The organism is Streptococcus sp. 2022WUSS037, from assembly GCF_044427225.1.
Taxonomy (GTDB): Bacteria; Bacillota; Bacilli; order Lactobacillales; family Streptococcaceae; genus Streptococcus.
Window position 1 is genome coordinate 1 of record NZ_JAOTGJ010000002.1, and the last position, 15,172, is coordinate 15,172.

Annotated in this window: 15 protein-coding genes; 10 read left to right on the forward strand and 5 right to left on the reverse strand. The window is 40.6% G+C overall.

The annotated features are described in order from the left end of the window. Positions 1-100: 100 nt before the first annotated feature. Positions 101-316 (reverse strand): hypothetical protein, encoded by a 216-nt coding sequence (locus tag ODU55_RS01370; RefSeq protein WP_398581635.1) that lies wholly within the window; start codon positions 314-316, stop codon positions 101-103. A gap of 210 nt (positions 317-526) precedes the next feature. Here ODU55_RS01370 and ODU55_RS01375 point away from each other — a divergent pair, with 210 nt between their 5' ends. Continuing rightward, positions 527-1,678, forward strand: coding sequence for an iron-containing alcohol dehydrogenase (locus ODU55_RS01375; protein ID WP_398581636.1), 1,152 nt, complete (start codon positions 527-529; stop codon positions 1,676-1,678). A gap of 178 nt (positions 1,679-1,856) precedes the next feature. Here ODU55_RS01375 and ODU55_RS01380 read toward each other — a convergent pair whose 3' ends face one another. Further along, the gene (locus ODU55_RS01380; RefSeq protein WP_398581637.1) at positions 1,857-2,090 is read right to left on the reverse strand and encodes a hypothetical protein; all 234 of its coding nucleotides are present in this window, start codon (positions 2,088-2,090) and stop codon (positions 1,857-1,859) included. Between the two features lie 139 nt (positions 2,091-2,229). Here ODU55_RS01380 and ODU55_RS01385 point away from each other — a divergent pair, with 139 nt between their 5' ends. Further along, positions 2,230-3,510: an O-acetylhomoserine aminocarboxypropyltransferase/cysteine synthase family protein gene (locus ODU55_RS01385; RefSeq protein WP_398581638.1), complete on the forward strand. Its 1,281-nt coding sequence runs from the start codon at positions 2,230-2,232 to the stop codon at positions 3,508-3,510. Between the two features lie 74 nt (positions 3,511-3,584). Here ODU55_RS01385 and ODU55_RS01390 read toward each other — a convergent pair whose 3' ends face one another. Continuing rightward, on the reverse strand, positions 3,585-5,108 hold the full coding sequence (locus tag ODU55_RS01390) for an ATP-binding cassette domain-containing protein (protein WP_398581639.1): 1,524 nt from the start codon (positions 5,106-5,108) through the stop codon (positions 3,585-3,587). Between the two features lie 300 nt (positions 5,109-5,408). On the opposite strand from ODU55_RS01390, the gene ODU55_RS01395 reads away from it, so the two are divergent. Together ODU55_RS01395 and ODU55_RS01400 are read left to right on the forward strand one after the other, a co-directional pair. Next, on the forward strand, positions 5,409-5,900 hold the full coding sequence (locus ODU55_RS01395) for a GNAT family N-acetyltransferase (RefSeq protein ID WP_398581640.1): 492 nt from the start codon (positions 5,409-5,411) through the stop codon (positions 5,898-5,900). Continuing rightward, positions 5,897-6,391 carry an adenylate kinase gene (locus tag ODU55_RS01400; protein WP_398581641.1) on the forward strand — a complete coding sequence of 165 codons (495 nt, stop codon included), beginning with the start codon at positions 5,897-5,899 and terminating at the stop codon, positions 6,389-6,391. Before ODU55_RS01395 ends, ODU55_RS01400 begins: the two co-directional genes overlap by 4 nt. A 26-nt stretch (positions 6,392-6,417) precedes the next feature. Here ODU55_RS01400 and ODU55_RS01405 read toward each other — a convergent pair whose 3' ends face one another. Then, entirely contained in the window at positions 6,418-7,158 is a 741-nt protein-coding gene (locus ODU55_RS01405; protein ID WP_013730379.1) for an amino acid ABC transporter ATP-binding protein, read from the reverse strand. Continuing rightward, positions 7,158-9,362 carry an ABC transporter substrate-binding protein/permease gene (locus ODU55_RS01410; RefSeq protein WP_398581642.1) on the reverse strand — a complete coding sequence of 735 codons (2,205 nt, stop codon included), beginning with the start codon at positions 9,360-9,362 and terminating at the stop codon, positions 7,158-7,160. Before ODU55_RS01410 ends, ODU55_RS01405 begins: the two co-directional genes overlap by 1 nt. Before the next feature lie 197 nt (positions 9,363-9,559). Between ODU55_RS01410 and uvrB the strand changes: the two genes are divergently transcribed. From uvrB to ODU55_RS01440, 6 genes are all read left to right on the forward strand, one after another. Continuing rightward, positions 9,560-11,545 (forward strand): excinuclease ABC subunit UvrB, encoded by a 1,986-nt coding sequence (gene uvrB, locus ODU55_RS01415; RefSeq protein WP_398581643.1) that lies wholly within the window; start codon positions 9,560-9,562, stop codon positions 11,543-11,545. A 24-nt stretch (positions 11,546-11,569) separates the two neighbouring features. Continuing rightward, positions 11,570-12,073, forward strand: a complete 504-nt coding sequence (locus ODU55_RS01420; protein WP_398581644.1) for a GNAT family N-acetyltransferase — start codon at positions 11,570-11,572, stop codon at positions 12,071-12,073. Continuing rightward, a complete protein-coding gene (locus ODU55_RS01425; protein ID WP_105147192.1) occupies positions 12,066-12,533 on the forward strand; it encodes an 8-oxo-dGTP diphosphatase in 468 nt (155 codons plus the stop codon). Before ODU55_RS01420 ends, ODU55_RS01425 begins: the two co-directional genes overlap by 8 nt. 106 nt (positions 12,534-12,639) lie before the next feature. Beyond that, a complete protein-coding gene (locus tag ODU55_RS01430) occupies positions 12,640-13,506 on the forward strand; it encodes a MerR family transcriptional regulator (protein ID WP_398581645.1) in 867 nt (288 codons plus the stop codon). A gap of 343 nt (positions 13,507-13,849) precedes the next feature. Continuing rightward, the gene (eutM, locus tag ODU55_RS01435) at positions 13,850-14,128 is read left to right on the forward strand and encodes an ethanolamine utilization microcompartment protein EutM (protein WP_099778173.1); all 279 of its coding nucleotides are present in this window, start codon (positions 13,850-13,852) and stop codon (positions 14,126-14,128) included. A 35-nt stretch (positions 14,129-14,163) separates the two neighbouring features. Next, positions 14,164-15,171: a DMT family transporter gene (locus ODU55_RS01440; RefSeq protein WP_105147194.1), complete on the forward strand. Its 1,008-nt coding sequence runs from the start codon at positions 14,164-14,166 to the stop codon at positions 15,169-15,171. Position 15,172: the final 1 nt, after the last annotated feature.

A 15,172-nucleotide genomic window follows, 5' to 3' on the forward strand; every position in this document is an offset into this window, starting at 1 on the left:
TCCGTTAGCTGCCGTAAAAAATGATTTTTGGGAACAACAATATCATACAGGGGAGAATAGGAACTAAGATCTAACTGAATTTGATTATCAAGCATAGGAATCACCTCGACTCTAGTATAGCAAAAAAAGCCATCAAGTTGATGACTTTTTCAGTGGGTTCTTTTTTAGGAGTGTATTTTTGAAGTTTATCTGACTTACATTTTGGACATTTTGGTACTATAATAGTGGCTTTGCTATCTTTTAACCTCCTATAGAGACTGTAGCTAATGATTGCAGTAATGAAAAGAATCGGACCGATATAATCGAGTAAATTCATAATTTTCCCTCCTTTAAATATTATTTTACTGAATTTTAAACCATTCATCAAGTAAACGAATTGTTGCAAAGTAGCAGTAAGGTGTATGGTGACTCATTGTCTTTGGTAGGAGGCAATATTTTACGTTAAAAGTTTCACATTTTCTTTACAAAATTCATCGGAAACAGTATAATAATATAAAATAATTCAAATTAATAAAGGAGCTTGTCTATGGCAACATTTTACGTCCCAGCGGTCAATTTGATTGGTCGCGGTTGTGTCAACGAAATTGGTAGTTATGTCAAGGATTTGGGCTACAAAAAGGCTCTGCTTGTGACAGATGATTTTATCCGAACAAGTGATATTTTACCTAAAGTTACCAAGCCACTTGATGAAGTAGGTATTGACTACGTAGTCTTTAGTAAGGTCGATCCTAACCCGACTTGTAAAAATGTATTTGATGGACTAGCAGTTTTGCAGGAAAATGACTGTGATTTCATCATTTCAGTTGGTGGTGGTTCTCCTCAGGATGCGGCAAGCTGTATTTCCATTATGGCAACAAACGGTGGTAAACCACAAGATTATGAAGGATTGCATAAGTCAGAAAAACTTGGTCTGCCGGTTGTAGCAATCAATACAACTGCGGGAACTTCAGCTGAAATCACCATTAACTATGTCATTACCGATGAAGAACGCAAGGTTAAAATGGTTATGGTGGATAAAAACAGCTTGGCTATTATGTCAGTCAACGATCCTGAGCTTATGTTGTCTAAACCAGCAGCTTTGACTGCAGCAACAGGTATGGATGCCTTGACTCATGCCATCGAAGCCTTGGTAACTCCTGGAGCATACGGTGTGACCAAGAAACTGTCTATGGGTGCCATTGAGTTAATTAAAGAATACCTACCACGAGCAGTTGAAAACGGACAAGATATCGAAGCACGTGAGGCTATGGTTCATGCTATTTTCCTTGGAGGTATGAGCTTTAACAATGCTGGTCTAGGCTATGTGCATTCTATGGCTCATCAATTGGGTGCTGTTTACGATCTGCCACATGGCGTCTGCTGTGCTATGATTTTGCCAATCATTGAACGTGAAAATGCCAAACGTGTACCAGCTGCTTTCCGCGATGTTGCAAAAGCTTTAGGTCTTGATATCGCAGGTAAGACTGATGAAGAATGTGCTGACTATGCCATTGCCCAAATCGAAGAACTGTCTGCCAAAGTTGGTATTCCGAAGAAATTAACGGAGTTGGACATCAAGGAAGAAGACTTTGATTTTGAATACCTCTCTAAGAATGCCTTGATTGATGCTTGTGCACCAGGCAATCCATTCATGCCAACATTAGATGAGACAATCTCCTATTACAAAGAATTGTTCTAGGATAATATCTGTTTTCTGTTAAGGAAGCTGGGCAAGTGATCCATTATGGTTTGCCCGGCTTCCTATTTTTGTGGAAGTATGGCTAACGAGTATCCTATAATATTGAATAGAACTTGCTATAAAATTTGGTCATTTAGTTTTTCTAGTCCTAAATGTAGTAGTTTTCTAAAATCTTTAACTATTGGCCTACTTTGATAAATAAATTTTCTTTGACTGCGAAACGATGTCCACAAAAACGACAACGAAAATGGGATTTATCAGACTCATAAAGAAGGGCAAATATTGCGCCGCTTTGCCCCAGTAGCTTGTCCATTAATTGCATGTTGAGAAGAATAGTCACGATTTTTGAAGTGTATTTCTCAGCCTTTACTGACTTACATTTTAGGCATTTAAGTGCTTGTTTAGTATCCATGTAATATGGAAAAATTTTTCATTTAGAATAACTGATCCTATGGCTATAGTTGTTAACTATACATATCTCTAATATTTAAGAATTAGTCAAGATGGTAAAAATAGGGTAGAATACTGAAAAAGACCAAAGGAGTACCTTTATGACTAGAGAATTTTCATTTGAAACCCTTCAACTCCATGCTGGACAGGAAGTTGATCCCGCGTCAAAATCACGTGCGGTACCTATCTATCAAACTACTTCCTATGTTTTTGAAGACGCTCAAGAAGCAGAAGATTTATTTGCCTTGCGTAAATCAGGGAATATCTATACTCGTATCACGAATCCCACGGTCTCTACTTTTGAAAATCGCGTAGCGGCTTTGGAAGGAGGGATTGGTGCCTTGGCCACTTCTTCAGGAATGGCAGCTATCACATACACTATTCTTGCATTAGCACATGCTGGCGATCACATTGTGGCGGCAACGACACTCTATGGCGGGACTTTTAACCTATTCAAAGAAACCCTTCCTCGCTATGGTATTACAACAAGCTTTGTCGATATTGATGACTTTGAAGCAGTAGAAGCTGCCATTCAAGATAATACAAAACTGGTATTTATTGAAACCTTGGGAAATCCTGTTATCAATATTCCTGATCTTGAAAAATTGGCAGAAATTGCACACACCCACCACATCCCGCTTGTTTCAGATAATACCTTCGCAACTCCATATTTGATTAATGTATTTTCTCATGGTGTTGATATTGCCGTCCATTCAGCAACCAAGTTTATCGGTGGACATGGGACGACCATTGGCGGTGTGATTGTCGATAGCGGTAAGTTTGACTGGGCGGCATCCGGTAAGTTTCCGCAATTTGTTGAAGAAGATCCAAGCTATCATAACATTAGTTATACTCGTGATATTGGTGCTGCAGCATTTATTGTAGCAGTCCGTGTGCAGTTGCTTCGCGATACAGGTGCTGCCCTTTCTCCATTCAACGCCTTCCTACTTTTACAAGGGTTAGAAACCTTGTCTCTCCGTGTAGAGCGTCATGTATCTAATGCTGAAAAGATTGTTGATTTCTTGCTCAATCACCCTAATGTTGAGTCGGTCAATTATCCATCACTTCCAGATAGTCCTTATAAGCCTTTGGCGGATAAATACCTGCCTAAGGGAGTTGGCTCTATTTTCTCTTTCCAAGTAAAAGGCGGAGCAGAAGAAGCGCGTAAGGTTATTGATAGTTTGGAAATCTTTTCCAATTTAGCAAACGTTGCCGATGCTAAATCATTGGTCGTACATCCAGCTACAACTACGCACGCTCAGTTAGCTCCGGAAGATTTACTTGCTGCTGGGGTCACACCAAATCAAATCCGCCTATCCATCGGACTTGAAAATGTCAATGATTTGATTGAGGACTTACAGCTTGCTCTTGATAAACTATAAGCTGTAAAGCGAATACATTCGAAATATTATTAGAAAAGGAAATTTGGCGTGTGTCAGTTTCCTTTTTATATCTGCTACAGTTCTTCAAGTCCATTCTCTGTTAATCGGTAGATTCTTTGACAAACTTCTTTCAAAAAGTGTCTGTCGTGTGATACGCATACCAAGCCACCTGGATAATCGGCAAATAGTTGACGAATATATGGCTGAGAAGTAGGAGAGAAGTTTCGACTGGGTTCATCTAATAAGAGAAAATTGGCTTGATCAAGGACCATTTTTAACAAGAGTAACTTGGCTTTTTGTCCACCAGAAAGTTCACAGATCCTGTGATGAACTTCTTGTCGTGTAAACTGCAGACTGGCTAAGTGCGTTAAAATCAGTTGTTCCTGCTCACGATTGCCATTTGCTACTAAAAAATCAAGTGGAGTTTGAGACTCATCAAGGACTTCGGTATAGTGCTGGGGCATGTAGCCCAAGTTTATGTCCGATCGTTGCCTGAGTTCTTGATAGATTGCTTTCAGAAAGCTGGATTTACCAACTCCATTTTGTCCAATGATGCCAATTTTCTCTTGCCCATTCAAGTTGAAATGGATATTTTGGACTAACTGTCGCTTTTCAACGTTCAAATGGAAGTTTTCTAAGTGAAGTACTTGTTTTCTAGCTGGTAGTGGTGAAATGTTTGAGAAGAAGAGGGAGATGGCATCTGGATGAAAAGGAACTTGTGTGAGATTTTCCTTCATTCTTTCATAGCGTTTTTCACGCGAAAGGACATTCTTCATTTTCTTGGCAATGAGCCGTCCCAATGTAGCATCATGGGTGTTGAGCAAGGTGTGGCGAACCTGTGATTTTTGATGTAGGTGTTTGTTCATAGCCTTATCAAATTCTTTCTTATCGTTCCGAGCTTGTTGGACTTGCTTCTGATAGGCTTGTTGGCGTTTATTTGCATAGTTGGTGTACGCAATTTCTTGCACTGTCGTTTGAGCAAGTGTTTTCTTTTTAACAGATTCTAGGTGAATGATTTTTGTAGCTGTTTTACTAAGAAAATCTTCATCATGTGAAACAAATAGGATAGTTTTAGGGCTAGTGGTGATATAATTTTCCAGCCAAAGCAAGGTATCCAAATCTAAGTCATTGGACGGTTCATCTAGGAAGATAATGTCAGAAGGAGTAGCCAGAGATTTAATCAGCTGGATTTTGAGTTTTTCTCCGCCAGATAGGCTTCCAATGACTTGTTGACTGGCAAAGCGTTCGCTGGCAAATTGCAGTTGGTCAGCATAGAGGTAGAGTAGACCATAATCAATGTCCTTTTCTATATCTCCAAAGAAGTAGTCGTTCAAGGTCAGCTCTGCCATTTCCAGTGGAAGACTTTGGGGAATATAGACTGGCGAGTGAAAGTATCGGTGAATGCTGCCTGATAGGAGTAGGTAATCTGTGACAAGAGTTGAATCCATTAAGGTTAGTAATAGGCTGGATTTGCCATTTCCTTCTTCTCCGATGATGGCTATTTTATCGCCAGGGTTGACAATGAGGTTTAGGTCATGAACCAGATTTCTCAAATCTTTTTGATGGTCGAGGGTTAGGTGTTGAGTGGTTAGTAGCATAAGGCCTCCTTTACAAGAAAAAACACACTACCTATTTAGTAGTGTGTCGAAGTCTGCTCAAAAAGACCCTATTCAAGGAATAGAGGGAACAGAAAAATGGACGCAAGAAAACTACTAAATAAGTATAGAACTTAAATTGAGTTTACTTGTTATTGTCCATTTCTCCTTACCTCGCAATGCTTTATTTGTTTTAATATAGCATATCGATAGAAGCTTGTCAATCAGCGCGCTATAATATTCATAGATTTTGATAGAGATATATGTTAAAATGAACTTATTGTAAATGAGAGAGGATCCGAAATGGCAATTACGGGAATTGAGCAAGCAGATATTTTAGAAATAGACAAACAGGTTCGTCTACGTCGGTATGATGGCCAGCATGATTTTGCTTTTGAATGGCATCAAGATCTAGAATTAGTATGGCTGATTGATGGAAATAAGAAACCTTATACTTTGGATCGGCTCGATCGTATGTATGATTATTTGTCTAAAAATGGCGAATGTTACTTTATTGAAATTTTTGAAGATGGGCAGTATCAACCAATAGGTGATGTGACTCTTTTTAAGGATGATTTTGCTATTGCCATTGGAGACAGGAGGTATTGGAAAAAAGGGATTGGGACCAAGGTATTACATCGAATGATTGAGCGTGCAAGGGAAGTCGGGCTTGAGGAAATATTTGTCGAAGAAATATATGACTGGAATACGGGCTCCCGTAAACTATTTGAGAAATGTGGCTTCGAAGCTGTTGAAAAGACAAAGAAAGGTTGGTCTTATAGGTTAACAGTATGAAGAAAGTAATGATTATTGGTTGCCCTGGTGCCGGAAAATCGACCTTTTCACTGAAATTGAAAGAAATTACAGGACTGCCCCTCTATCATTTGGATCAGTTAAACTGGTTACCGGACAAGACAACAGTTGCTAAGGAAGTTTTTCAAGCTCGTCAAGAAGAAGTATTAAGGCAAGAAGAGTGGATTATCGATGGTAATTATAGGGGAACTTATGAACTTAGAATGGCAGCTTGTGATACGATACTATTTTTAGATTATCCAGAAGAAGTGTGCGTGGAAGGTCTATACAGTCGTGTTGGCAAACCGAGAGTGGATATGCCATGGATTGAGATGACTGTTGATGAAAAATTATTAGAGTTTGTAAAGAATTTTCGAACGCAGGTTCGCCCAAATATTTTCAATCTGCTGTCCGTATATAAGGACAAGGAAATTTTTATATTTTCATCCAGAAAAGAGTCTAACGATTTTTTGGAGCAACTAAAAAAGCCTTGACATGCGTCAAAGGCTTTTTGTATAACTTACACGTTCAAGACTTTGTCTAAGAAGTCTTTGAGGCGTGGGTGTTGTGGGTTGTCAAAAATTTGTTCCGGAGTACCATCTTCAAGGAATTGACCACCATCTGTAAAGATAACACGGTTAGCAACCTTGCGGGCAAAGCCCATCTCGTGTGTGACGATTAACATGGTCATACCTTGCTCAGCCAAGTCTTTCATTACGTTAAGAACGTCTCCGACCATTTCTGGGTCAAGGGCAGAAGTTGGTTCGTCAAAGAGCATGATGTCTGGGTTCATAGCGAGGGCACGGGCGATGGCAACACGTTGCTTCTGACCACCTGAGAGGCTGTCTGGCATAGCGTCGCGTTTGTCTGCCAATCCAACTTTTTCCAATAATTCCATTCCGACTTTTTCAGCTTCAGATTTGTCCATCAATTTGTGTTCGATTGGCGCAAATGTGATGTTATCAAGTACAGACATGTGAGGGAAGAGGTTGAAGTGTTGGAATACCATTCCGACATTGGAGCGGAAGGCGTCAACATCTGTCTTAGGATCGGTTAAGTCATATCCATCGACTGTTACTTGACCACTTGTAATGGTTTCAAGTAAGTTCATTGTACGAAGGAAGGTCGATTTACCTGAACCAGAAGGGCCGATGATACAAACAACATCACCTTCATAGAACTTAGCAGTAATACCTTTGAGGACCTCGTTTTTTCCATAAGACTTGTGTAAGTCATGGACATTGATTTTTAATTGAGCCATTATTTGCCTCCTTTTTCAAGATTACGAGCCAAGCGAGTCAAAAGTGTGATAACTACCAAGTAGATGATGGCAAGGATTGCATACATACGGAACGATTGATAGTTACGGGCAATGATGATTTTACCAGCTTGGAAGAGTTCTACTAAACCGATAGCTGAGATGATAGTAGTATCTTTCAATGTAATGACGAACTGGTTGATAAAGTTTGGCAACATGATTTTACCTGCCTGTGGCAAGATAATCTTACGCATGGTTGTTCCGTAAGAGATGCCCAAACTACGAGATGCTTCCATCTGACCAGCAGGAACTGCCTGAATACCACCACGAACGATTTCTGCGATATAGGCACCTGAGTTGAGGGATAGGGCAATGGTACCAGCGACAAAGTCGTTGATTGGAGATTGTTGACCTGTGATGGATTCAATCAAGTTTGGAATGCCCCAGAAGATGAATGCAGCAACAATCATGAGTGGAATACCACGAACAACATCTACAAAGACAGAAGCTGTTACACGGAGTGCTTTAACTGGGCTAACTGCAAACATACCGAAGATAATACCGATGACAATTGCAATAGCGAATGATAGAAGAGCAAGTCCGATTGTGATACCAAGACCAGAGAGTAATTGGCCGTAGTTGTTTTTCAAGAGTCCGACAATTGTAGTCTCATCTACTGTAGAAGTTGTTGTTGAAGTTTCAGAAGTTTCTGATTCATTGAAATATTTGTTAAGGATTTCGTCATATTCTCCGGATTCAACAAGTGCTGCTAAGCCATTGTTGAACATTTCAATCAATTCAGGATTTGTACCTTTTTTAACTGCAAATCCGTATTCGCCGGATTTTTCTCCTGGGATTGGAGTTGCGAAGTCGCGACCTTGTTGGATAGCATATAAAAGAACAGCTTCGTCATCCATTAATGCATCAATTGAACCAGAGTTCAAACTATCATACATACCTGAAGCTTCATCGAATGCTTTAAGTGTGTAGCCGTACTTATCCTTGTTTTCTTCCAAGAACGTATAAGATGCAGTACCGTTCTTAGCACCGACTGTTTTACCCTTCAAATCTTCATATGAAGTAATGTCGCTGCCATTTTTAACTGCAAGCAAGATATTAGAGGTGTAGTAAGCATTTGAGAAATCAAAGATTTCCTTACGAGCATCTGTGATAGACATACCAGCGATAACAGCATCAGCTTGTCCTGCTTGAACAGCGTTTAATGCAGCATCAAAACCTGGGTTTTGAATGGTAATGGTAAAGCGTTGTTGTTCAGCAATCGCTTTAATCAATTCCATGTCAATTCCGACATAGTCGCCATTTTCATCTTGATACTCAAATGGAGCAAATGATGAATCTGCAACGATTGTATAGCTTGATTTTACAGGTGTTGCTTTAGCACTTGCATCACCAGTCAATGTTAGGCGAGAAGAGTAATCAGTAGTTTCAGCAGAAACAGTGGATGAACCCAACCATGTATTCATGATTTTTTCATAAGTACCGTCTTTTTTCATAGCGGCAAGAGCTTTGTTGAAGTCTTCTACGAGGTACTCGTATTGGCTACCTTTTTTAACTGAGAAACCAAATGAACCGATTGCTTCGCCTTCGATGTCAATGCTAAGGTCTTGACCTTGTTGGATAGCGTATTGAATAACCGCTTCGTCATCCATAACTGCATCAACAGCACCAGTTGAAAGACTGTTGTACATCAAATCGCCAGTATCAAAGGTCTTAATGCTGAAGCCATATTTTTCTTTGTTTTCTTCAAGAAAGGCCTGGGCAGCAGTTCCGTTTTTTACACCAACTGTTTTACCTTTGAGGTCATCGTAAGAAGAAATCGTATTTGACTTGGTTGTAGCCACAACGATTTTTGTATCAAAGTAAGGATCAGAGAAAGTAAATACTTTTTTACGAGCTTCTGTAATGGTTGTACCTGCCATCAAAGCATCGGCAGAACCTGATTGAACTGCATTGACCGCAGCGTCAAATCCTGGGAAGGTTTGATTCATTGTCCAACCAGAGCGTTTGGCAACTTCATTGATGATATCAACGTCTAATCCTTTATAAACTTGGTCTGAGTCTTTGAACTCAAATGGTGCATAGGCGTTGTCGAAAACGATATCGATTGTATCATCAGCCTTGACACCGGTAAAAATAAAGAATACTGGCAGAATGCTTGCCAATAACATGAGTAGTTTTTTCTTCATTTCCATACTCCTTCTATTATAAAATAACTGTCCTAGTATATCATATTCTGAAAATTAATGCAAAATCGAGGTTTTTGCGATGTTAGAATTTCTGACATACAAAGTCATTAAAATGTGAGAAAATTTAATATTTTGGACATAGTCGTGAATGGTTTAGAATGTTTCTCCATTAGTCGAACTTATGATAAAATAGGTATATGATCAATCGAAATACTGAAAACCAATTTAAACTTGTATCTAAATACTCACCGTCTGGTGACCAGCCTCAAGCTATTGAAACCTTGGTGGATAATATCGAGGGGGGTGAAAAAGCCCAGATTCTCATGGGGGCGACTGGTACTGGTAAGACCTACACCATGAGTCAGGTCATTGCCCGTGTCAATAAGCCTACCTTGGTCATCGCCCACAATAAGACCTTGGCTGGTCAGCTCTACAGTGAGTTCAAGGAATTCTTCCCAGAAAATGCGGTCGAATACTTCGTATCTTACTATGATTACTACCAGCCAGAAGCCTATGTACCGTCTAGCGATACCTATATCGAGAAGGACAGTTCGGTCAATGATGAAATTGACAAACTCCGTCACTCAGCGACGTCAGCTTTGCTAGAACGCAACGATGTTATCGTCGTGGCCTCCGTTTCCTGTATCTACGGTTTGGGATCGCCCAAGGAATATTCTGACAGCGTGGTCAGCCTGCGACCAGGTCAGGAGATTTCCCGTGACCAGTTGCTTAATTCTCTGGTCGATATTCAGTTCGAGCGCAACGACATCGACTTCCAACGGGGGCGTTTCCGTGTACGTGGCGATGTGGTGGAGATTTTCCCAGCTTCTCGTGATGAGCATGCCTTTCGTGTGGAGTTTTTCGGGGATGAAATCGACCGCATTCGTGAGATTGAAAGCTTGACAGGTAAGGTTTTGGGTGATGTGGAACACTTGGCGATTTTCCCTGCCACCCACTTCGTGACCAACGATGACCACATGGAAACAGCCATTGCCAAGATTCAGGCGGAACTGGAAGAGCAGCTCAAGGTCTTTGAAGCAGAAGGAAAACTCTTAGAAGCTCAGCGATTGAAACAACGGACCGACTACGACATTGAAATGCTGCGGGAAATGGGCTACACCAACGGAGTTGAGAACTATTCACGACACATGGATGGGCGAAGCGAGGGCGAGCCTCCGTATACCCTGCTGGACTTTTTCCCTGAAGACTACCTGATTATGATTGACGAGAGCCACATGACTATGGGGCAGATTAAGGGGATGTACAATGGTGACCGCTCACGCAAGGAGATGTTGGTCAATTATGGTTTCCGTCTCCCAAGTGCGCTGGATAATCGTCCGCTGCGCAGGGAAGAATTTGAGAGTCATGTCCACCAGATTGTCTATGTATCTGCGACGCCAGGTGACTATGAAATGGAGCAGACCGATACCGTTGTCGAGCAGATCATTCGGCCGACAGGGCTTTTGGATCCAGAAGTGGAAGTCCGTCCAACCATGGGCCAAATGGATGACCTCTTGGGTGAAATCAATGCCCGTGTTGAGAAAGGTGAGCGGACCTTTATCACTACCCTGACTAAGAAAATGGCAGAGGACTTGACTGACTACCTGAAAGAAATGGGCGTCAAGGTCAAGTATATGCACTCGGACATCAAGACCTTGGAGCGTACGGAGATTATCCGTGATTTGCGCCTGGGTGTCTTTGATGTCTTGATAGGGATTAACCTGCTTCGAGAAGGGATTGACGTGCCAGAGGTTAGTCTGGTTGCTATCTTGGATGCTGACAAGGAAGGCTTCCTCCGTAATGAACGAGGGCTCATCCAGACAATTGGTCGGGCGGCCCGTAACTCTGAAGGTCATGTGATTATGTATGCGGACAAGGTCACTGAGTCCATGCGGAAGGCTATGGAGGAAACCGCCCGCCGCCGTCAAATCCAGATGGCTTATAATGAAGAACATGGTATCATTCCACAGACCATTAAGAAGGAAATCCGTGACCTGATTAGCGTGACCAAGGCTGTCACTCAGGACAAGGAAGAAGTGGTGGACTTCAATGCCCTCAACAAAGACGAACGCAAGGCTATGATCAAGAAACTGGAAGGTCAGATGCAGGAAGCGGCAGAAGTGCTTGACTTTGAACTGGCTGCTCAGATTCGTGATATGGTCATTGAGTTGAAGAATATGTAGAAAATAATTCACGGAGGTAGGGATATGCTTATCAAACCCATGCAGACTGAGGAGGAAATCAGGGGCAAGGCCTATGTTCATTGGAAATCGTGGCAGGAGGCCTATGCTGACTTGTTACCTCAGGAATTTTTAAAGAATGCTTACACCTTAGAACGCTGTCAGGACTGGGCCTTTCGCTATCCTCAGAATGTCTTGGTAGCACTGGTGGATGAGCAGGTGGTTGGTTTTGCCTGTTACGGCTCGTCTAGTCAGGAGGATTTGCCAGGAGCAGGGGAGCTCTTCGCCCTCTATGTCTTGGCGGATTATTATAATCAGAAGATTGGTTACCAGCTTATGCAGGCGGCTTTGGAAAAATTGCAGAGCTACGAAACGGTTACTCTATGGGTATTGGAGGGAAATGCGCGTGCCATTGCTTTTTATGAAAAAGTGGGATTCCGATTTGATGGGGTCAGAAAAACGGTCAATTTAGGCGCAGATCGTACAGAATATAGAATGATTTTAAAACAGAAAGAGGGAGAAAATGGCTAGAAAAGAAATGGTCACTTTGACCAACATGTGTCTAATCGAGGACAAGGAAGGGAATGTCGTCGTGCAAATTCGTGACCCTCAACGCTATCGTTGGTCTGGAGTTGCCTTTCCAGGTGGTCACATTGAAGAAGGAGAGAATTTCCATGATTCTGTTGTTCGTGAGGTCTTTGAGGAGACTGGCTTGACGATTGCAAATGCTCGATTAGTCGGAATAAAGCATTGGCCTGACAAGGAAGGGCATCGCTATCTGGTCTTTCTCTATAAGGCAACGGAGTTTACTGGAACCCTCCAATCAACTGAAGAGGGAGAGGTGCGTTGGGTCAAGAAGTCGGAACTGCCTCAGATGGATTTAGCCTATGACTTGCTTGAAATCTTAAAAGTCATGGATAAGCCAGATTTATCCGAGTTCTTTTATACTAGAAAAAATGAAGATGGAGAGTGGGATAGGAATTTTAGGTAAATTTGTTTCGCATTAAAATTATTTGTGAAAAGATTGACATTCTCTTTTTTCTATATTAAGATATTTTTGTAGAAAATTTCGCCTATTTTTAGAAATGAGGGATATAATGGGAGTTGATAATCTATTTTCAATTGGAATTGCTGCGAATATGTGTGGTGTTTCGGCTAAAACATTGCGATATTACGAGAGTTTAGACTTGATACACCCTAAGCATATTTCGAGTGAGAATGGCTACCGCTACTATGATGAAGAAACCTTATTGCTAATACCTCTAATAAAATACTACCAACAAGTAGGGCTAGATTTAAAAAGGATAAAAGAATTAATCAGTGTGGCTGGTTGTTCGGCTCACTATTATCATTTGAAAAAGAGGCGAGATGAAATTACAGCTGAACGTGAAGAGTTATTGGTTGCCTTATCTTCAGTGGATGATTGGTTGGAATTGATTATTGAAGGGGAACTTTGTTTACAAAATTGGAAAAATCAAAAAGAAACTATGACAGAGCAAATGATTAGCGTGAAGTATTACGCTGAGCAATCTGGTTATTGTTATTTTGAGCAGCCGTATAGATACAACTATAAGGAATCCATCATTAACTTAGAATGGATCAGACATTTGGAGTCGCATCAGTTGGAAGTTTCAGGACCAGTTATTTTGAAATATGACTCTTATTTGAAGAAAATGAATGGTCAATCTGAATTCGCCACAATTTTACAGCATTGCTTTCCAGAATCTATTTGTTCGTCAGTATTTGGTGGTTTTATGGCTTTAAGTTGTTATCATATTGGACCGCTGAAAAATATTACTGACACCTATGAGAAAATAATGGCTTACGCTGAGAAGCACAAGTATAATTTGAAAGCTGAATGTTATGAGCGTCATGTAATTGATTATTGGGTAACTCATAATTTAGACGAGTTTGTGACAGAAATCGTTATCCCTATTGCCACTCCAGATGAAATTTCTTTTTAACTTATAACATAATTATAACCTTCCCCTAAGGGGAAGGTTTTTTTGAGCATATTACTTGCAATATCTAGGATAATGTGCTTTAGATTAAAATTGTTTGATTTCTCTAATCATTTTTGAATATATAAAATGAAATACAAAAGCTGTGAAATACTGATAAATAAGGGAATTTGACGGAAAAGAAATTTTTATAGAAATATTTAATATAATTTTATAAAAATTGTTGACTTTGACTTTATGGAAGGGTTTACAATGTTGCTAGATAGATACTTTTCATGCATCTCAAGTATAAAAAATGGGATGAGATAAATAATTGTCATAAAAATTTTTAAAAGGAGGTAGTGTCATGAGTTCCGAAGCTTTGGGAATGATTGAAACTAGAGGTTTAGTCGGTTCAATTGAAGCGGCTGATGCAATGGTTAAGGCAGCAAATGTTACCTTGATCGGAAAAGAGCACGTAGGAGGGGGGTTAGTCACTGTTCTCGTAAGAGGTGATGTTGGAGCAGTCAAGGCAGCAACGGATGCTGGTGCAGCAGCGGCTCAACGGATTGGTGAATTGGTTTCAGTTCATGTTATTCCACGACCACATAGCGAAGTAGAAACAATTTTACCAGTTTCTAAGTAAGTAGTTTTGTCAAAGAGATTGGGAGGTAACTTTTTATGGGACAAACTGCAAATAATGTGGGGCGTAGTACTGCTCAACAAAAAATGCTTGAAACAACCAAGAAATTTCATGTGGCAGGTATTCGGAGTGGTATCATTTCAGGATTATTCTACGGTCTATATTCTTTTGTGATTATGATTCTTCAAGGTTTTGATCCTATCAAATCTGCTGTAGGTATCTTAGCAGCACCATTTGTGATGGGAGCTATCAATGACTTTTTGGGTGGTTGTGTACTTTTACTTGGGGTCATAAGAAATGGGAAATTTAAAGAGTTGGGTAGAACTCTTTCTACAAAACCTGGAAAGATTATGATTTTAGGCTATATCTTGGGCGGTCCGGTGGCGAACGGTGCTTATCTAGTTGGGTTATATCTGGCTGGCGCCTTTGCTATTCCCATTTCAGCTACAACTGCTGCGTTTGGTGCGTTGTTTTCAGCGATTTTTCTTAAACAGAAGCTGACCTTGCGGGTCGTTGCAGGTATGTTGATGTGCGTGGCGGGGGCAGTGGTAATCAACTTAGTAAAACCAGATGGTGCTCCAAACTTTACATTGGGGATTATTTTAGCAATAGTTGCAGCAATCTGCTGGGGATTGGAAGGAACCATTTCTAGTTTTGGCGGAGCGATGCTTGATTCAGAAGTTACAGTAACACTTCGTCAATTGGTATCTGGTTTAATCCAGATGGTGCTTATCGTTCCGGCAATTGGTGCGACAGGTTTGTTTACTGCAACTTTGACTTCACCACTGTTGTTATTCTTGTTACTAGTATCAGGTACTTTAGTTGGTATTTCTTATATGGAATGGTATCGTTCGAATGCTATGGTTGGTACAGCCATCGGCATGTCACTGAACATTACCTATGCCTTGTGGGGCGTATTACTAAGTATTTTATTCCTTGGTCAAGAAATTACAGCGACGATTGTAGTTGGATCTCTAATTATTATTTTAGGTGCGATTTTGGTTACTACTAATCCACTAGATTTGTTTAGAAAGGATAAGGGATAGC